This window comes from Microbacterium paulum (assembly GCF_015707995.1).
GTDB lineage: Bacteria > Actinomycetota > Actinomycetes > Actinomycetales > Microbacteriaceae > Microbacterium > Microbacterium paulum.
The window spans coordinates 1-18,198 of record NZ_JAAGRY010000062.1 but is presented as its reverse complement, the minus strand read 5'-3'; the positions used below and the strand labels follow the sequence as shown (position 1 = coordinate 18,198).

Below are 18,198 nucleotides of genomic sequence, written 5' to 3'. Positions count from 1 at the left end.
CCGACATCGTCGGCCACGCCGGTCGGGGAGCCGTCCGCCTACGCCTCGCCGGTTGCCGAGACCACCGCGATCACCCCGCTCGACACGGTCGCCGCCGGCGCCGCCGTCGACATCGCGCCCGCGGCCGACAGCGCGCCCGAGGCCGACAGCGCGCCCCCGGCCGACAGCGCGACCGCCGAGCAGAGCGCACCGCCTGCCTCGCAGGCGTTCTGGGCGCTCGCCCCGGTCGAGCGCGACGTGGTCGACGAGCACGGCACCCCCATCTTCACGATCGGGCCGACGGCGTGGACGCTCGTGATCGAAGACCGCGGCGACAGCTTCGTCGTGCGTCACGAAGACGGACGCATCGGCTACCTGAACGACGTCTCCGGCGTCACGCGCGGCTGAGGCCGCGCGCCGGCCGGTTAGCCTGTACCGATGCTCCGCACGATCGACCTCCGCGGCCGTGACCTGTCCACGACAGAGCTGCTCGCCGCCGTTCCCCGCGCCCAGGCGGCCCGCGCCGAGGCGCTGAGCGCGGCCGCCGACATCGTCGCCGACGTGCAGCGCCGCGGCGAGCACGCGCTCCGCGAGCAGGCCGAACGCTTCGACCGGGTGTCGCAGCACGACATCCGCGTGCCCGCCGCCCACTTCGACGAGGCGCTCGACCGCCTCGACCCCGGGGTGCGCGCGGCCCTCGAAGAAGCGATCCGCCGTGTGCGCACGGCGTCGGCCGCGCAAGTGCCGCCGCCGATCCGCACCGAGCTCGGCCCGGGCGCGGTCGTCGAGCAGCGCTGGCAGCCCGTGCGACGCGCCGGCGTGTACGTGCCGGGCGGCAAGGCGGTCTACCCGTCGAGCGTCGTCATGAACGTGGTTCCCGCGCAGGTCGCCGGTGTCGGCGAGGTGGCGCTCGCGTCGCCCCCGCAGGCCGAGTTCGGCGGTCGGGTGCACCCCGACATCCTCGCCGCGGCGAAGCTCCTCGGCGTCGACGAGGTCTACGCGGTGGGCGGTGCCGGCGCCATCGCCGCCTACGCCTACGGCGTGGAATCGCTCGGACTCGAGCCGGTCGACGTCGTGACGGGCCCCGGCAACAACTTCGTCGCGGCGGCCAAGCGCGCCGTGGCGGGCGTCGTCGGCACGGATTCCGAGGCGGGCGCGACCGAGATCCTGATCGTCGCCGACGGCGGGGCGGATGCCTCGTTGATCGCCGTCGACCTCATCAGCCAGGCGGAGCACGACGAACAGGCATCCGCGGTTCTCGTCACGTGGTCGGAAGACCTCGCCCGCACGGTGCGCGGCGAGGTCGAGCGGCGCATCGACGCGACGCGGAACGGCGCGCGCGCCCGGACGGCGCTCGAGGGCCCGCAGTCGGCGATCGTGCTGGTCGATGACCGTGCGGCGGCGACGGCGTTCAGCAACGCCTACGCTCCCGAGCATCTCGAGCTGCACCTCGACGACCCGCGACCCGAAGACTTCGTCAACGCCGGCGCCGTCTTCGTCGGTGCCTTCTCGCCGGTGAGTCTCGGCGACTACCTCGCCGGCAGCAACCACGTGCTCCCGACCGGCGGTCAGGCGCGTTACGCGTCGGGCCTGTCGGCCTCGACGTTCTTGCGCCCGCAGCAGGTGATCTCGTACGACCGCGCCGCGCTCGAGGCGGTCGTCGACGACATCGTCGCGCTGGCGGATGCCGAGGTGCTGCCCGCGCACGGCGAAGCCGCCACCGCCCGCTTCGCCGGATCGGAAGGCTGATTCGTGCACTGTCCCTTCTGCCGTCATGCTGACTCGCGCGTGATCGATTCGCGTACGAGCGACGATGGCCTCAGCATCCGTCGCCGCCGCCAGTGCCCCGAGTGCGGCGGCCGCTTCTCGACGATCGAGACGGCCAGCCTCAATGTGATCAAGCGCTCCGGCGTGATCGAGCCGTTCAGCCGCGAGAAGGTCATGTCGGGTGTGCGCAAGGCATGCCAGGGGCGGCCGGTGACCGATTCCAACCTGGCCGTGCTGGCGCAGGCCGTCGAAGAGGCGGTGCGGCAGACCGGGTCGTCGCAGATCGACACCAACGAGATCGGTCTCGCCATTCTGGGGCCGCTGCGCGACCTCGACGAGGTCGCCTATCTGCGGTTCGCGAGCGTGTATCAGGCATTCGATTCGCTCGAAGACTTCGAAGCGTCGATCTCGCAGCTGCGCGCCGACCACGCCGCGCCGAGCGAGGCGTGACCACCCGCGCAATTCACGGCCCGTGCGGGACCGGTGCGCTGTGGCGGGCGCCGTAGGCTGAGTGCCGATGTATCCCTTCATCTTTCGCACGTTCTTCTCCCACGTGGACCCCGAGTCGGCCCACCACCTGGTGGTGCCCGTCATCCGCGTGCTGGGGGTGTGGCCGTTCGCGCCGATCGTGCGCGCGCTGACGCGCCCCGACCCGCGCTTGCAGACGCGCGCGCTCGGGCTCGTCTTCGATTCGCCGTTCGGCGTCGCCGCCGGGTTCGACAAGAACGCCGTGATGAGCGAGGGGTTGTACGCGCTCGGGTTCGGGCACGTCGAAGTCGGCACCGTCACCGCGATCGCGCAAGAGGGCAACCCGAAGCCGCGGCTGTACCGCCTGATCGAAGATCGGGCGCTGATCAACCGCATGGGGTTCAACAACGCCGGTGCCGCGGCCGCCGCGCGGCGCCTCGCCCGCTCGCGTCGCCACCCGCGACGCACGGTGCTCGGCGCGAACATCGGCAAGAGTCGCGTCGTGGATGTCGATCAGGCGACCGCCGACTATGTGCAGAGCACGCGCGAGGTCGCTCCCGTCGCCGACTACCTCGTCGTCAACGTGTCATCGCCGAACACCCCCGGTCTTCGCGGACTTCAGGCGGTCGAGACGCTGCGCCCGCTTCTCGAAGCCGTGCGCGACGCGGCCGGCACGACGCCGCTGCTCGTGAAGATCGCGCCCGACCTGCCCGACGACGAGATCGCGGCGATCGCCCGGCTCGCCGTCGACCTGCGCCTGGCGGGCCTCGTCGCGACGAACACGACAATCGCGCGCGAGCCCTTGTCGACCGATCCCGAGAAGGTCGCGGCGATGGGCCCGGGCGGGCTGTCGGGAGCACCACTACGGCAGCGGTCGCTCGCCGTGCTGCGGGTCGTCCGCGCCGCGGTGCCCGAGGACTTCTGCGTGATCTCGGCCGGGGGAGTGGAGACCGCCGACGACGTGCGCGAACGCCTCGCCGCCGGAGCCGACCTCGTGCAGGGCTACACCGCGTTCATTTACCGCGGACCGTTCTGGGCGCGCCAGATCAACCGCGGACTCGCCGCCGCGCTCTGACCCCGCGCCGGGCTCGCGGGCTGCTTCGCGACGCGCAACCGCGGAGATCTACGCAATCGCGGATTCTTGGGCCCCAGGCATCCGCAGCAGTGCAGATCCCCGCAGATGTGCACGGGGCATCGGGTGCCGTGGCCTGCGCAAATGCGGTGATCTGCGCACCTGCGGAGTCTGGTGTCCCAGGCATCCGCAGCAGTGCAGATCTCCGCAGGTATGCACGGGGCATCGGGTGCCGTGGCCTGCGCAACTGCGGTGATCTGCGCACCTGCGGGGAGCCGCGCAATTGCGGAGGCTAGTGCCTTAGGCATCTGCAGCAGTGCAGATCTCCGCAGGTGCGCATGGGGCACCGGATGCCGGGACGTGCGGAACTTCGGAGATTTGCTCAATTGCGGAGGCTGGTGTCACAGGCATCCGCAATTACGCAGATATCCGCGCGAGCGCAGCACGCACAGCGTCAGCCCGAGCGCGCGCAATCGCGCAGCCCGCGCGCGGGTCAGACCGGATAGCCGCCGCGCTTGACCTGCGGCTTGGGCAGGCGCATGAAGCGCATCTGGATCGTCCGCATGGCGGCGTACCAGCCGAGGCCCTTCTCGGTGCGGTCGCCGAACTTCTCGCGCGCGAGCTTCTTCACGCGGTGGCTCGTGATGATCATGTCGCCGACGACGAAGAGGATGAACACCCACAGCGCCACGAAGGAGTAGTACACGATGGCCTGGTTCTGCACAAGGCTCACGAGGATGACCACGAGCATGAGCGGCATGAGCAACTCGCCGGCGTGCCAGCCCGCGTCGACGAAGTCGCGGGCGAACTTGCGCTGCGGCCCCTTGTCTCGCACCGGCAGGTAGCGCTCGTCGCCGTTGGCCATGCCGATGCGGGCCTTCTCGCGCTGGCCGGCGAGGTCGGCCTTCGCACGGGCTCGCGCCTCTTTCGTGTCGGCCACGAGCGGACGCTTGCGTGCCGCCTCCTGCTCGGCGCGCGAGGGCGTCGGGCGGTTCTTGCCCGGCCCTGCGGGCACCTCGGGAGCGGTCTCGGGGGAAGCGGTGTTCTTGGCCACGGGGTGGGTCCTCGATATCTGGACGGCTGGTGCGCGGAACGCGCCCCTTTAAGATTACCCGCATGATCTCTCCCGCGCCCCGGCCCGAGTCGTCCGACACCGATATCACGAGGGCAGGAGCAGTCCGCAACGCCGCCGAGGCGGCCGTTCCGGCGGCCCTCGCCGATCTCGGCCGGCTCGTGCGCATCCCGTCGATCGCCTTCCCCGGTTTCGATCGCGCCGAGGTCGCCCGCAGCGCCGAGGCGGTGAAGAGCCTCGCCGAAGACCTCGGCATCTTCGACTGCGTCGAGGTGAAGACCGCCGTGATCCCCGAGACGGGCGCCGAGGGGATGCCTGCGGTGCTGGCATCCCGCGCCGCGCGGAACGGTCGGCCCACCATCCTGCTCTACGCGCACCACGACGTGCAGCCGGTGGGCGACGAGAGCCTCTGGGAGAGCGCCCCGTTCGAACCGACCGTGCGGGGCGGGCGCCTCTACGGCCGCGGCGCGGCCGACGACAAGGCGGGCGTGATGGCGCACATCGGTGCCCTGCGCGCGTTCGTCGAGGCCGTCGGACCGGACTTCGACCTCGGGGTGAACCTCTTCATCGAGGGCGAGGAGGAAGCCGGTTCGGCCTCGTTCGCCGCCTTCCTGCGCGAGAATGCCGACGCGCTGCGCGCCGACGTGATCGTCGTCGCCGATTCGGGCAACTGGGACGCCGACACCCCCGCCCTCACGGTGTCGCTGCGCGGGAACGCCCGGTTCACGCTCACGGTGAAGACCCTCGAGCACGCGTCGCACTCGGGCATGTTCGGGGGAGCGGTTCCCGACGCCATGCTCGCGACGGTCAAGCTGCTCTCGACGATGTGGGACGACGACGGTGCCGTCGCCGTCGCGGGGCTCCGCGAGAGGGATGCCGAGACGCCCGACTACTCCGAGGCGACCCTGCGCGACGAGGCGGGCCTGCCCGCCGGCGTCAGCCCGATCGGGCGGGGCACGATCCTCAGCCGCATCTGGAACAAGCCGACCGTGACCGTGACGGGAATCGACTACCCGTCGGTGCGGAACGCCTCGAACACCCTCACGCCCGAGCTCTCGCTCGTGATCAGTGCGCGTGTCGCCCCCGGCCAAGACGCCCGCGAGGCCTACGAAGCCATCGAGGCGCACCTGCGCGCCCACGCGCCGTTCGGTGCCGAGCTCACCTTCAGTGATGTCGACTGCGGCAACCCGTTCCTCGTCGACACGAGCGGCACCGCCGTGGCGCAGGCGCGCGCGGCCCTCGAGTCGGGCTACGGCGCCGCCCCGGTCGACATCGGCGTCGGCGGCTCGATCCCGTTCATCGCCGACCTGGTCGACGAGTTCCCCGGCGCCGAGATCCTGGTGACCGGCGTCGAAGATCCGCACGCCCGCGCGCACAGCCCGAACGAGTCGCTGCACCTCGACACGTTCCGCCGCGCGCTGCTCTCCGAAGCGCTCCTCCTCGAGAGCCTCGACGCGACCCGCTGACGCGGTCGGGCCGGGCGAAACCGGAGCCCTCCGCGGCGAGGCCGCGTAGAATCGTGGCATCCCGCCGGCTGAGCCCGGCACGAGCTTCCGGGAGAGTGCCATGACCGACACCGCCATCACCACCGACACCAGTGACACCAAGGCGCACGGCGTCGGCCTGACCGCCGCCGCGGCGGCCAAGGTCAAGAACCTGCTCGACCAAGAGGGCCGTGACGACCTGCGCCTGCGCGTGGCCGTGCAGCCCGGTGGATGCTCGGGCCTGATCTATCAGCTGTACTTCGACGAGCGCTTCCTCGACGGCGACCAGGCCGTCGACTTCGACGGCGTCGAGGTCATCGTCGACGACATGTCGGTGCCCTACCTCGACGGCGCGACGATCGACTTCAAAGACACGATCTCCGAGCAGGGCTTCACGATCGACAACCCCAACGCGGCCGGCAGCTGCGCCTGCGGCGACAGCTTCCACTGAGCCCCAGCTCCCTTCCGACGAGTCGAACCGCGCCGCCGGCGACCCGTTCGCAAGGGCGCGCGTTCCTGCTGCGATCAGGCCGGATCAGCCCGCAAAACCCCCTCCGTAGGCAGGGGACATCCTGGGCACATGGCCTGAATCGCGTGGGAGGTTGCCCTAGACTGAACGGTGTTCGACCTTCATGACCCCGAAAGGTGCACCGTGCGCGTCACACGCCGCCTCCGCCTCGCCGCCATCCCGCTCGGGATCGTCACGGCGGTCGCCCTCGCGGGCTGCACGACGAGCCAGCTGAACGGCTTCCTGCCCGGCTTCACCGACGACGGAACCCAGGCCACCAACCACACCGAGATGGTGTCGGGCCTGTGGGTGAACTCGTGGATCGTGCTGCTCGCCGTCGGCGTCATCACGTGGGCCCTCATGGGCTGGGCCGCGATCGCCTACCGGCGTCGCAAGGGCCAGACCGGCTTGCCCGTGCAGTTGCGCTACAACATGCCCGTCGAGATCTTCTACACGATCGTGCCGCTGATCCTCGTGCTCGGTTTCTTCGCGTACACCGCGCGCGACCAGGCGACGCTCGAGACGCAGTACGACAACCCCGACGCGTGCATCACGGCGATCGGCAAGCAGTGGGCCTGGGATTTCCAGTACGCGCAGAACGATTGCGACGACGCATCCGACGCCGTCTGGACGATGGGTGTGCAGGCGCAGACCGACGCGCAGGGCAACATCACCAGCGAACTGCCCACGCTCTACCTGCCGGTCGACAAGAAGGTGAAGATCAAGCTCACCTCGCGTGACGTGATCCACTCCTTCTGGATCATCGACTTCTTGTACAAGAAGGACATGTACATCGGCAAGGACAACTTCTGGTCGTTCACGCCGACCCGCGTCGGCGAGTACGACGGAAAGTGCGCCGAACTCTGCGGCCAGTACCACTCGATGATGCTCTTCAAGGTGAAGGTCGTCGAGCAGGCCGAGTACGACGCGTACCTCGACGGCCTGCGCGACGCCGGCCAGACGGGCGACATCAACAAGGCATACGACCGCTTGCAGAACCTGCCGGGCACGGGCTCGACGTCGGATTCCGAGGGAGAACACTGATGGCGACCACGTCGCTTCCGCTGCAGGGTGAAGCCCCGCACCGCTCTACCACCCTCCCGCCCCGCCAGGCGGCGCTGCTGACGTCTTCGCGCGTCGAGCAGAAGGGCAACATCCTCGTCCGCTGGATCACCTCCACCGACCACAAGACGATCGGGTACATGTACCTGATCGCGTCGGTGCTGTTCTTCCTGCTCGGCGGCGTCATGGCGCTCATCATCCGCGCCGAGCTGTTCGAGCCCGGCATGCAGATCGTGCCCACCAAGGAGCAGTACAACCAGCTGTTCACGATGCACGGCACGATCATGCTGCTGATGTTCGCGACGCCGCTGTTCGCCGGCTTCGCCAACGCGATCCTGCCGCTGCAGATCGGTGCGCCCGACGTCGCGTTCCCGCGTCTGAACGCGTTCGCGCTGTGGCTGTTCATCTTCGGCTCGCTCATCGCGGTCGCCGGCTTCCTCACCCCGCAGGGCGCGGCGGCGTTCGGCTGGTTCGCCTATCAGCCGCTCGCGGGAGCGACGTTCTCTCCCGGCGCGGGCGGAAACCTGTGGATGCTGGGCCTCGGCATGAGCGGTTTCGGCACGATCCTCGGTGCCGTGAACTTCATCACGACGATCATCACGATGCGCGCGCCCGGTATGACCATGTGGCGCATGCCGATCTTCTCGTGGAACACGCTCGTCACGAGCATCCTGATCCTCATGGCGTTCCCCGTTCTCGCCGCCGCGATCCTCGCCGCCGGCGCCGACCGCGTGCTCGGTGCGCACATCTACGACCCGGCCAACGGCGGCGTGCTCCTCTGGCAACACCTGTTCTGGTTCTTCGGTCACCCCGAGGTGTACATCATCGCGCTGCCGTTCTTCGGCATCGTCTCGGAGATCTTCCCGGTCTTCAGCCGCAAGCCGATCTTCGGCTACAAGACGCTCGTCTACGCGACGATCGCGATCGCTGCCCTGTCGGTGTCGGTGTGGGCGCACCACATGTACGTCACCGGCGCGGTGCTGCTGCCGTTCTTCGCCCTGATGACGATGCTCATCGCGGTGCCCACCGGCGTGAAGATCTTCAACTGGATCGGCACGATGTGGCGCGGCTCGATCACGTTCGAGACGCCGATGGTCTTCTCGCTCGGCTTCTTGGTGTCGTTCGTCTTCGGTGGTCTCACCGGCGTGATCCTCGCCTCGCCCCCGCTCGACTTCCACCTCTCCGACTCGTACTTCGTCGTCGCGCACTTCCACTACGTGGTGTTCGGCACGGTCGTGTTCGCGATGTTCGCCGGCTTCTACTTCTGGTGGCCGAAGTGGACGGGTCGGATGCTCAACGAGCGTCTCGGTATGGTGCACTTCTGGATGCTGTTCATCGGCTTCCACATGACGTTCCTCATCCAGCACTGGCTGGGCGTGGAGGGCATGGTGCGCCGCTACGCGGACTACTCGGCGGCCGACGGCTTCACCTGGCAGAACCAGGTGTCCACGATCGGTGCGATGCTGCTCGGCGCCTCGATGATCCCGTTCTTCCTGAACGTGTGGATCACGGCGCGCAAGGCCCCGAAGGTCACCGTCAACGACCCGTGGGGCTACGGCGGATCGCTCGAGTGGGCGACCAGCTGCCCGCCGCCGCGCCACAACTTCACCTCGATCCCGCGCATCCGCAGCGAGCGTCCTGCGTTCGACCTGAACCACCCCGAGGCCGCCGTGCCGGTGGGCGTCGGTCCCGCGAAGGACGCGCCCGATGCGCCCGTGGTCGATGCGGCCGATGGAGAGGTGAAGTAAGTGAAGACCAACGTCAACCTCTGGTGGATCCTTGCCGGGTTCTTCTTCCTCTGCTTCGGCCTGTACACCGGCTGGAACATCATCGAGCACTCGAGCCTGCCGTGGTACCACGCGATCGAGTGGGTCGGCAGTGTCACGCTGCTGTTCACGGCGTTCATGGCGATCATGATCGGCTTCTACGTCGACCGCGTGCACCGCGCGCAGGGCGGCGAGCTGCCCGAAGACGTGCTGACGAGCGACATCGACGACGGCGACCCCGAGATGGGCGAGTTCAGCCCGTGGTCGTGGTGGCCGCTCGTGCTCGCGTTCTCGGCCGCGCTCGGCATGATCGGCCTCGCCGTCGGCAACTTCCTGTTGCCGATCGCCGGCGCGGTCTTCGTGGTCGCGATCGTCGGCTGGGTGTACGAGTACTACCGCGGGTACTTCGCTCGCTGAGCTGAGCGCTCGCACCCTCGATGGCCCTCTCTTTGTCGGCCGGTGTCTGCAGTGACATCGGCGGGTACCGCGACGTCAACCAAGACGCGGCGTTCGTCGCGCCCTGGGGCGCGGGAGTGGCCGACGGTGTCGGCGGTGGGCCCGCGGGCGATCTCGCCTCAGCCGCTCTCGTGCACCGCCTGGTGGCCGGTAGCGAGCGGGTTCCGGATGCCTCGGCTCTCGCCGTGCGCATTCGAGAGGCCAACTGGGATCTCGGCGCGCACGTGCGCCGGGATCCGGCTCTCGCCGGCATGGCGACGACGTTCACCGCGGTGTGGTTCAGCGAACGCGGGGCCCTCCTCCTCGCGCATACCGGCGATTCTCGTGCCTACCTGTTGCGCGGGGGCGAACTGATCCGCCAGACCCGCGACGACTCTTTCGTGCAGACACTCGTGGAGCAGGGTCTCGTGCGGGCCGAAGACGCCATGACGCATCCGCGCCGCAACATCATCACGGCGTCGCTGCGCGGTGAGGCCACCGACCTCGTGCGTGTCGCGGAGCGGTACCCGGTGGCAGGCGACCGCTGGATGATCTGCAGCGACGGCGTGAGCGACTACCTGCCCGACGATGCGATCGGCGAGGTGCTGAGTGCCGCCCTCGACCCGCACGCGGCCGCACACGAGCTCGTACGCCTCGCGCTCGAGGCCGGCTCGCGCGACAACGTCACCGCGGTCGTCGCCGACGTCGTCGACGGTGCGGCGGCGCCGCGCCCCGTGCGTTTCGCCGGTGCGGCCGCCGCACGCTTCGCGGAAGAGCTCGACCCCGCCGTCTGACACGTGCGGGCCGGAGCGGCCGAGGTTTCAGCGGTCAGGGGCGCACGTACATGACGAGCGGGTCGAAGACGCGGGGGAGCGGGCCGTCGGCGCCCTCGACCGGGTAGCTCTCGCGCGCCCAGTACTCGTAACCCCCGATCATCTCGCGCACCGAAAAGCCGAGCTTCGCGAACTCGACGGCGCCCTTGGCGCCGGCGTTGCATCCCGGGCTCCAGCAGTACACGACGACGGGGACGGCCGGGTCGAACTCCGCCGCCCGGGCGGCGATGTCGCGATACGGCACGTGGACGGCGCCCACGGCGTGCCCCTGCGCCCAGGCATCCGCGCTCCGGACATCCACCAGCACGAACGCGTCACCGGCCTGCTGGGCGGCGTACACGTCGGAGGCGTCGGTCTCGTGGGTGAGCTTGGCGGAGAAGTAGACGAAGGCGTCGGTCATGCCTCTCACGCTAGGGCAACCAGAAAGCGGCGAGGAGGACCGTGACGGTCACTCCTCGCCGCTTGTCTGCCAGATGAGCGGTCAGTCCTTCTTCGGCTCGTCGTCCGGGATGATGATGTTCGACGGACGGTTGGCCGTCTCCGGGTTGTGACCGTCGTCGATCGGGTGGTGCGGGGCATCCGGAACGCCCGCGCGGTCGTGCATGCCCTGAAGCTCGAGGTTCTCTTCTTCGTCGATGTGCTCGAGCGTGTGGTGCGCGTGCGCCTCGGCGGCCTCGACCTCGGACTGCGTGACGGGAACCAGGCGGTCTTCGAAGAACCAGCGCGACAGCGAGGCGCGGAAGTTCTCGTGCCACGGAATGCGGCCCGCGTCGTTCGGGCGCACAACGAGCGGCGCATTCGTCTCGTAGTCGACCAGCTTGACGCGCTCGTAGGCGTCGACCGGCTGGTGAACCTCGATGTACTCGCCACCGGGCAGGCGCACGATGCGACCCGACTCGTAGCCGTGCAGCGCGATCTCGCGGTCCTTCTTCTGCAGTGCGATCGCGATGCGCTTCGCGATGAAGTACCCGAGGATCGGGCCGACGATCAGCAGCGCCTGCAGCGTGTGGATGACGCCTTCCATCGTGAGGTGGAAGTGGGTCGCGATGATGTCGGACGAGGCGGCCGCCCACAGCACGGCGTAGAAGATCACGCCGGCGACACCGATCGCGGTGCGCGTCGGGGCGTTGCGGGGACGCTGGGCGATGTGGTGCTCGCGCTTGTCGCCCGTGACCCACGCCTCGATGAAGGGGTAGATCAGCACCAGCACGATGAAGATGCCGATGATGCCGAGGGGCAGCAGGATGTTGAACGACCAAGTACGGTCCCACAGCACGAACTCGAGGTGCGGCGGAACGAGGCGCAGGGCGCCGTCGGCGAAGCCGATGTACCAGTCGGGCTGGGTGCCCGCCGAGACGGGGGAGGGGTCGTACGGGCCGTAGTTCCAGATCGGGTTGATCGTGAACAGCGAGGCGATCAGCACGATCACGCCGAAGGTCAGGAAGAAGAACCCGCCCATCTTCGACATGTACACCGGCATCATCGGGTAGCCCACGACGTTGCTGTTCGTGCGGCCCGGGCCGGCGAACTGCGTGTGCTTGTTGACGATCATCAGCATGAGGTGCACGGCGAGGAGCGCCACGAGGATCGCGGGCAGCAGCAGGATGTGCAGCGTGTAGAGGCGTCCCACGATCTGGGTGCCGGGGAACTCGCCGCCGAACAGCAGGAACGAGGTCCAGGTGCCGATCAGCGGGATGCCCTTGACCATGCCGTCGATGATGCGCAGACCGTTGCCCGAGAGCAGGTCGTCGGGCAGCGAGTACCCGGTGAAGCCCTCGGCCATCGCGAGGATGAACAGGATGAAGCCGATCACCCAGTTGAGTTCGCGCGGCTTGCGGAACGCACCGGTGAAGAAGACGCGCAGCATGTGCACGCCGATGCCGGCGACGAACACGAGCGCGGCCCAGTGGTGGATCTGACGCACGAGCAGGCCACCGCGGATGTCGAACGACAGTCGCAGGGTCGAGTCGAGTGCCGCCGACATCTCCACGCCGCGCAGCGGCAGGAACGACCCGGCGTAGTGGGTCTCGACCATGGATGCCTGGAAGAAGAACGTCAGGAACGTTCCCGACAGCAGCACGGCGACGAAACTCCACAGCGCGATCTCACCCAGCATGAACGACCAGTGGTCGGGGAAGATCTTGCGGCCGAGCTCTTTGACGAGGCCGGAGATGCTCGTGCGCTCGTCGATGTAGTTCGCCGCGCCCGCGACGAAACGGCCGCCGAGCGGCTTCTCGTCACGCCGATCGGTCGACGAGGGGGTCTCAGTGACGGTCGCGGTGCTCAATGACGCTCCCAGAAGCTCGGGCCGACGGGCTCGGTGAAGTCGCTCTGCGCGACGAGGTAGCCCTCGTCGTCGACGGTGATCGGCAGCTGCGGCAGCGGACGGGCGGCCGGGCCGAAGATCACGGCCGCGGAGCGCGACACGTCGAACTGCGACTGGTGACAGGGGCACAGCAGGTGGTGCGTCTGCTGTTCGTACAGGGCCACGGGGCATCCGACGTGCGTGCAGACCTTGGAGTAGGCGACGATGCCGTCGTAGCTCCACTCGAGCTTGTTGTGCTCGGCGGGCAGCTGCTCGGGGAGCAGGCGCATGAGCAGCACGATGGCCTTCGCCTTCTCTTCGAGGTAGCCGTCGTGGTGGCTGAGGTCGGCGAGCGAGGCGGGGATGACGTGCACGGCCGAGCCGAGTGTCAGGTCCGCGGCGCGGATCGGCCTACCGGACGGGTCGTGGGCGAGGCGCTCGCCCTTCTTCCACATGGTGTGGCTGAGGAGCGCGACCGGGTCACCCGCGATGGGGTTCTCGGGCGAGCTCTCGGGCGCCAGACCGCGGAAGAGCGTGATGCCCGGCAGGATCGAGGCGACGAGCGCGGCGATCAGCGATCCGCGGATGGCGGTGCGACGCCCGAAGCCGGACTCTTCGTTGGCCGCGCGGAAGACCTCGACAGCGCCTTCGCGCGTCGCGTCACGACCGCGCGTCGCGTGCCGCGGCTCGATGAACTCGCGGTCGCTCATGACGGCCTTCGACCAGTGGATCGCGCCGATGCCGATCGCCAGCAGCGCGAGCGCGATGCCGAGACCGATGAAGAGGTTGTTGTGGCGGATGTCGACGATCTGCCCGCTCTCGATCGGGAAGAGCATGTAGGCCGCGACGGCCCAGATGCTGCCCGCGAGGGAGAGGTAGAAGCGCGTGTAGACGGTGCGGACGGCGCGCTTCATGGCGGCCGGATCCTTGTCGGTGATGCGCTCCCGGTGCGGGGGCAGTCCCGGGTTCTGCACAGGGTCGTCGACGGTGACGGCGAGCCCGGAGGAGGGCTTCCATGAAGCCCTCTCGTGCTCGAGCGCGTCTTCCTCGTGTGCCATGGTGCGTCCGTTTCCTACGTCAGTGCCGATATCCACAAATGCCCGATCAGTTCGACTTCGCCGTGATCCACACGGTGAGGCCGATCAGGCTCCCGATGCCGAAGATCCAGATGAACAGACCCTCCGACACGGGGCCGAGCGAGCCGAGGGAGAGACCGCCCGGCGACTCGTTCTGCTGCAGGAAGAGCAGCGACGAGATGATGTCGCGCTTCTCGTCCTGGGTGAGGGTCATGTCGTTGAAGACCGGCATGTTCTGCGGGCCGGTCACCATCGCCGCGTACATGTGCAGCGGGCTGGTGCTCGTGAGCGCGGGCGCGTACTTACCCTCGGTGAGCGCACCGCCGGCCGCAGCGACGTTGTGGCACATGGCGCAGTTGATGCGGAACAGCTCCGCGCCGTTGGCGACGTCGCCCTTGCCGTCGAGGATCTTCTCGTCGGGGAAGGTCGGGCCGGGGGAGGTCGACTGGACCCACTTGGCGATCGCGAGGATCTGGTCCTCGGTGAACTGCTCCGGCTTCTGCGGCGCCTGCGGGCCCTGCATCTGCAGAGGCATCCGGCCCGTCGACATCTGGAACTCGACCGCGAGCTCGCCGACGCCGTACAGCGACGGACCGTCGGCGGTGCCCTCGAGGTTCAGGCCGTGGCAGGTGGCGCAGTTCGCCTGGAAGAGCTTCTTGCCGTCTTCGGCGGTGAGCGCGGTGGAGGCCGTGGCGGGCTCGGTGGCAGCCATCGCCGCCGAGGCGCCGGCGTAGATGCCGCCGGTCACGAGCAGGCCGATGCCGATCAGCGCGGCCGCGGCCCACTTGCTGCGGCGGCCGGTCTTCTGGCGCGGGGTCTTCGAAGGCATGGAAGTAGTCAGCTCCGCTCTCACTTGACGACGTAGATGACGAAGAACAGGACGATCCAGACGACGTCGACGAAGTGCCAGTAGTACGACACGACGATCGCCGAGGTCATCTCTTTACGGCCGAAGTTCTTCACGGCGAAGGCGCGGCCGATCACGAGCAGGAAGGCGATGAGCCCGCCCGTCACGTGCAGCGCGTGGAAGCCGGTGGTCAGGTAGAAGGCCGACGCGTACGAGTTTGCGCTGATCGGCAGTCCCTCGGCGACGAGCGTGGCGTATTCCCACACCTGGCCCGACACGAAGACGGCGCCCATGAGGAAGGAGAGGAAGAACCACTCGACCATGCCCCACTTGCGGAACTGCCAGAACGACCCGGTGCGGTAGGGCTGGAAGCGCTCGGCGGCGAAGACGCCGGCCTGCGCGGTGAACGAGGACAGCACGAGGATCAGCGTGTTCACGGCCGCGAACGGCACGTTGAGGTCGCCGGTGCTCTCGGCCCAGAGGTCGGGGGAGGCGTTGCGCAGGGTGAAGTAGATCGCGAACAGGCCGGCGAAGAACATGACCTCGCTGCCGAGCCACACGATGGTGCCCACAGCGACCGGATCCGGTCGCTTGACGGAGCGCAAGGCCTGGGAATAGGTCGCTGGAGTGGTCGTCACGCTCCCCATTATGGCTGATGTGGCGCTCAGTTTTCGCATCCCTGAAGGTGTCTGCGCGATGCACCGGACTTTCGGGGGCATCGGAACGCGCTCGGAGCGGGCCGCGAGTGTGCTGACAGTCTGCCGATAGGATCGACGCTCATGGCGGAGCTCTTCTCGTGGCCGGAAATCCTCACCACGATCCTCGATCGGCGTGACCTCAGTGTGTCAGAGGCAACGTGGGCGATGCGGCAGGTGATGTCGGGCCGCGCGACCCCCTCTCAACTGGGCGGATTCCTGCTCGCGCTCCGCGCGAAGGGCGAGACGGTCGACGAGATCGTCGGGTTCCGCGACGCGATCCTCGAGGCGGCCCTCCCGCTTCCCGTTCCCGCCGAGGTGCTAGACATCGTCGGCACCGGCGGCGACCGGTTCGGCACCGTCAACGTGTCGACGATGTCGGCGATCGTGGCGGCGGCCACAGGCATCCCGGTCGTCAAGCACGGCAACCGCGCGGCCAGCTCGGCATCCGGCTCCTCCGACGTGCTGGGGGCGCTCGGTATCGACCTGACGCTCTCGCCCGAGCGGGTGTCGGAGGTGCTCGCCGAGGTCGGCATCACCTTCGCGTTCGCGTCGGCGTTCCACCCGGGCTTCCGCCACGCGGGACCGACGCGGTCCGAGCTCGGCGTGCCGACGGTCTTCAACTACCTGGGGCCGCTCTGCAACCCGGCCCGCGCCGAGGCCAACGCGGTCGGGGCCGCGAGCCTCGATCGGGTTCCGCTCATCACCGGGGTCTTCCAGACGCGCGGCGCGACGGCGCTCGTCTTCCGCGGCGACGACGGACTCGACGAACTGACCACGACGGGGCACAGCCGGTTGTGGGAGATCAGCCGAGGTGACGTGCACGAGCACGACATCGACCCGCGTGACATCGGCATCCCCTTGGCCGACATCGACGACCTGCTCGGCGCCGACGCCGCCCACAATGCCGAGGTGGTGCGCCGCGTGCTCGACGGGCAGACAGGGCCCGTGCGCGACATCGTGCTGCTGAACGCGGCCGCGGGGATCGTCTCGTACGAGCTCTTCCGCGACGCGACCCAGGTGCAGCGGCCCATCCTCGAGCGGCTCGCCCAGGCGCGCGACCGCGCCGCGGCGGCCATCGACGACGGCTCGGCGGCCGGGGTGCTGACGCGCTGGGTCGAGGCCACGCAGCGGGGCGCCGACGCGGGCGACGAGGCCTGACCGCACCGCTCGCCGGGTTTTCTCCGGTGTTTTCTCTGGCGCCTGTCGTGGGGCGGCGGATACGTTGATCTCAACATCCCGGCATCCCCAGAGAGGAACGCCCCCATGTCAGACGAAGTCGTCGTCACCGCCGACACCATCGAACCCCCTCAGAAGAAGGTCGGCATCGTCAAGGCCGCGGGGGTGCTCGGCATCTTGGGCGGCATCGTCTTGATCATCGTGGGCGTCGTCGTGTGGGTGATGGTCTCGTCGCAGCTGCGCGCCGAGAACATCACGGTGCCCGATGACGCGATGGCGTTCCAGGGGCAGACCGTCGCCGGGCCGTTCACGGCGTACGTGCAGGCCGACATCATCCAGCACCACGCCCTCAAGATCTCGGGCGGCAAGACCTACGCCGAGCTCGCGCAGGACGACCCGGTACGCACCACCATGATGAACGCCTCGTTCCTGCGCACGTCGCTGTTCACCTCGGTCGTGTCGTTCGGTGTCGCGGCGTTCGCGATCGGCATCGGCATCCTGTCGATCCTGTTCGGCTGGGCGCTGAGCCGCCTGGCATCCGTTCCCGTCATCGTCCGCCGTTCGACGGTGACGCGAGCCTGAGGCTCCCTTCCTTCCTTCCGTCCGAGGGGCCCGCGCGTGAGTGCGGGCCCGTCGTGCATTCCCCGCCCCGGAAGCCTGGGAGACCATGGAACCCATCGACGCGCTCACCGAGATCGCCGCGCTGCTCGAGCGCGAGCGCGCCTCGCGGTACCGGTCGAAGGCGTTCCGCGCCGCGGCGGCGGCGATCGCGGGGCTCGATCGCGATGAACTGTCGGATGCCGCGTCGTTGCGCCGGCGCGCGGGCATCGGCGACTCGACGTTCGCCGTGATCCAGCAGGCGCTCGCGGGCGAGGTGCCCGACTACCTCGCGCAGCTTCGGGCTCGGTACGCCCCCGCGCGGTCGGCGCTCCGGGCCCTGCTGCGCGGAGACCTGCACTGCCACTCCGACTGGTCGGACGGCACGACGCCCATCGCCGACATGGTGACGGCCGCTCGCGCGCTCGGCCACGAGTACCTCGCCCTCACCGACCATTCCCCGCGGCTGCGCGTCGCGAACGGGCTGAGCGCGGAGCGGCTGCGGGAACAGCTCGGCGTCGTCGCGGGGCTGAGCGGTGACGGATTCACGCTGCTCAGCGGCATCGAAGTCGACATCCTCGACGACGGCGCGCTCGATCAAGACGACGTGCTGCTTGGCGAGCTCGACGTCGTGGTCGCCTCCGCGCACTCGAAACTGCGGATGGATGCCGCGGCGATGACGCGCCGGCTCGTCGCGGCGGCATCCCACCCCCGCGTCGACGTGCTCGGTCACGTCACGGGGCGGCTCATCGCGGGGGAGCGCGGGACGCGCCCGCCCTCGACCTTCGACGCCCGCGCGGTGTTCGACGCGTGCGCGGCGCACGGGGTCGCCGTGGAGATCAACGCGCGACCCGAGCGCGAAGACCCACCCGACGAGCTCATCGCGGTCGCGCTCGAGGCCGGATGCCTGTTCGCGATCGACTCCGACGCGCATGCGCCCGGCCAGCTCGGGCTGCTCGACGAGGGTGCAGCACGCGCGGAGCGCGCCGGGGTGCCGCCCGAGCGCATCGTCACGACGTGGCCGCTCGACCGCCTGCGGGCCTGGACCGCGCG

The 18,198-nt window shown here is 69.1% G+C and carries 18 protein-coding genes and 1 pseudogene; 13 read left to right on the top strand and 6 right to left on the bottom strand.

Annotated elements, in window-relative coordinates:
- The 4 genes and pseudogenes from G3N18_RS16195 to G3N18_RS13150 form a co-directional block, all read left to right on the top strand.
- Positions 1–387: pseudogene (locus G3N18_RS16195) on the top strand (hypothetical protein); the annotation flags it as partial.
- Between the two features lie 30 nt (positions 388–417).
- Positions 418–1,728, top strand: coding sequence for a histidinol dehydrogenase (hisD, locus tag G3N18_RS13160; RefSeq protein ID WP_196384738.1), 1,311 nt, complete (start codon positions 418–420; stop codon positions 1,726–1,728).
- 3 nt (positions 1,729–1,731) lie between these two features.
- Positions 1,732–2,196, top strand: a complete 465-nt coding sequence (gene nrdR / locus G3N18_RS13155; RefSeq protein ID WP_196384737.1) for a transcriptional regulator NrdR — start codon at positions 1,732–1,734, stop codon at positions 2,194–2,196.
- A gap of 67 nt (positions 2,197–2,263) precedes the next feature.
- Entirely contained in the window at positions 2,264–3,289 is a 1,026-nt protein-coding gene (locus G3N18_RS13150; protein WP_196384736.1) for a quinone-dependent dihydroorotate dehydrogenase, read from the top strand.
- A gap of 490 nt (positions 3,290–3,779) precedes the next feature.
- Here G3N18_RS13150 and G3N18_RS13145 read toward each other — a convergent pair whose 3' ends face one another.
- Positions 3,780–4,340 (bottom strand): DUF3043 domain-containing protein, encoded by a 561-nt coding sequence (locus G3N18_RS13145; protein ID WP_196384735.1) that lies wholly within the window; start codon positions 4,338–4,340, stop codon positions 3,780–3,782.
- 62 nt (positions 4,341–4,402) lie between these two features.
- Between G3N18_RS13145 and G3N18_RS13140 the strand changes: the two genes are divergently transcribed.
- From G3N18_RS13140 to G3N18_RS13115, 6 genes are all read left to right on the top strand, one after another.
- Entirely contained in the window at positions 4,403–5,824 is a 1,422-nt protein-coding gene (locus G3N18_RS13140; protein ID WP_196384734.1) for a dipeptidase, read from the top strand.
- Positions 5,825–5,924: 100 nt separating this feature from the next.
- Positions 5,925–6,293 carry an iron-sulfur cluster insertion protein ErpA gene (gene erpA, locus G3N18_RS13135; protein WP_196384733.1) on the top strand — a complete coding sequence of 123 codons (369 nt, stop codon included), beginning with the start codon at positions 5,925–5,927 and terminating at the stop codon, positions 6,291–6,293.
- Between the two features lie 201 nt (positions 6,294–6,494).
- Complete coding sequence (gene ctaC / locus G3N18_RS13130; protein WP_196384732.1) at positions 6,495–7,394, top strand: aa3-type cytochrome oxidase subunit II; 900 nt, start codon at positions 6,495–6,497, stop codon at positions 7,392–7,394.
- Positions 7,394–9,160 (top strand): aa3-type cytochrome oxidase subunit I, encoded by a 1,767-nt coding sequence (gene ctaD, locus G3N18_RS13125; RefSeq protein WP_196384731.1) that lies wholly within the window; start codon positions 7,394–7,396, stop codon positions 9,158–9,160. The genes ctaC and ctaD overlap by 1 nt, the downstream gene beginning before the upstream one ends.
- The gene (locus tag G3N18_RS13120; protein WP_196384730.1) at positions 9,161–9,595 is read left to right on the top strand and encodes an aa3-type cytochrome oxidase subunit IV; all 435 of its coding nucleotides are present in this window, start codon (positions 9,161–9,163) and stop codon (positions 9,593–9,595) included.
- A 20-nt stretch (positions 9,596–9,615) separates the two neighbouring features.
- Positions 9,616–10,407 carry a PP2C family protein-serine/threonine phosphatase gene (locus tag G3N18_RS13115; protein ID WP_196384729.1) on the top strand — a complete coding sequence of 264 codons (792 nt, stop codon included), beginning with the start codon at positions 9,616–9,618 and terminating at the stop codon, positions 10,405–10,407.
- Positions 10,408–10,441: 34 nt separating this feature from the next.
- On the opposite strand, the gene G3N18_RS13110 is transcribed toward G3N18_RS13115, so the two are convergent.
- The 5 genes from G3N18_RS13110 to ctaE form a co-directional block, all read right to left on the bottom strand.
- Positions 10,442–10,846, bottom strand: coding sequence for a rhodanese-like domain-containing protein (locus G3N18_RS13110; protein ID WP_196384728.1), 405 nt, complete (start codon positions 10,844–10,846; stop codon positions 10,442–10,444).
- An 81-nt stretch (positions 10,847–10,927) separates the two neighbouring features.
- Entirely contained in the window at positions 10,928–12,733 is a 1,806-nt protein-coding gene (gene qcrB / locus G3N18_RS13105; protein WP_196384727.1) for a cytochrome bc1 complex cytochrome b subunit, read from the bottom strand.
- Positions 12,730–13,809 (bottom strand): cytochrome bc1 complex Rieske iron-sulfur subunit, encoded by a 1,080-nt coding sequence (qcrA, locus tag G3N18_RS13100; RefSeq protein WP_196384726.1) that lies wholly within the window; start codon positions 13,807–13,809, stop codon positions 12,730–12,732. The genes qcrB and qcrA overlap by 4 nt, the downstream gene beginning before the upstream one ends.
- 46 nt (positions 13,810–13,855) lie before the next feature.
- A complete protein-coding gene (qcrC, locus tag G3N18_RS13095; RefSeq protein WP_196384725.1) occupies positions 13,856–14,656 on the bottom strand; it encodes a cytochrome bc1 complex diheme cytochrome c subunit in 801 nt (266 codons plus the stop codon).
- Between the two features lie 20 nt (positions 14,657–14,676).
- Complete coding sequence (gene ctaE, locus G3N18_RS13090; RefSeq protein ID WP_196384724.1) at positions 14,677–15,321, bottom strand: aa3-type cytochrome oxidase subunit III; 645 nt, start codon at positions 15,319–15,321, stop codon at positions 14,677–14,679.
- 132 nt (positions 15,322–15,453) lie between these two features.
- On the opposite strand from ctaE, the gene trpD reads away from it, so the two are divergent.
- From trpD to G3N18_RS13075, 3 genes are all read left to right on the top strand, one after another.
- The gene (gene trpD / locus G3N18_RS13085; protein ID WP_196384723.1) at positions 15,454–16,530 is read left to right on the top strand and encodes an anthranilate phosphoribosyltransferase; all 1,077 of its coding nucleotides are present in this window, start codon (positions 15,454–15,456) and stop codon (positions 16,528–16,530) included.
- A 105-nt stretch (positions 16,531–16,635) separates the two neighbouring features.
- Positions 16,636–17,130, top strand: coding sequence for an aromatic ring-opening dioxygenase LigA (locus G3N18_RS13080; protein ID WP_196384722.1), 495 nt, complete (start codon positions 16,636–16,638; stop codon positions 17,128–17,130).
- A gap of 85 nt (positions 17,131–17,215) precedes the next feature.
- Positions 17,216–18,198: PHP domain-containing protein (locus tag G3N18_RS13075; protein ID WP_196384721.1), on the top strand; the 983-nt coding region annotated here is incomplete at its 3' end.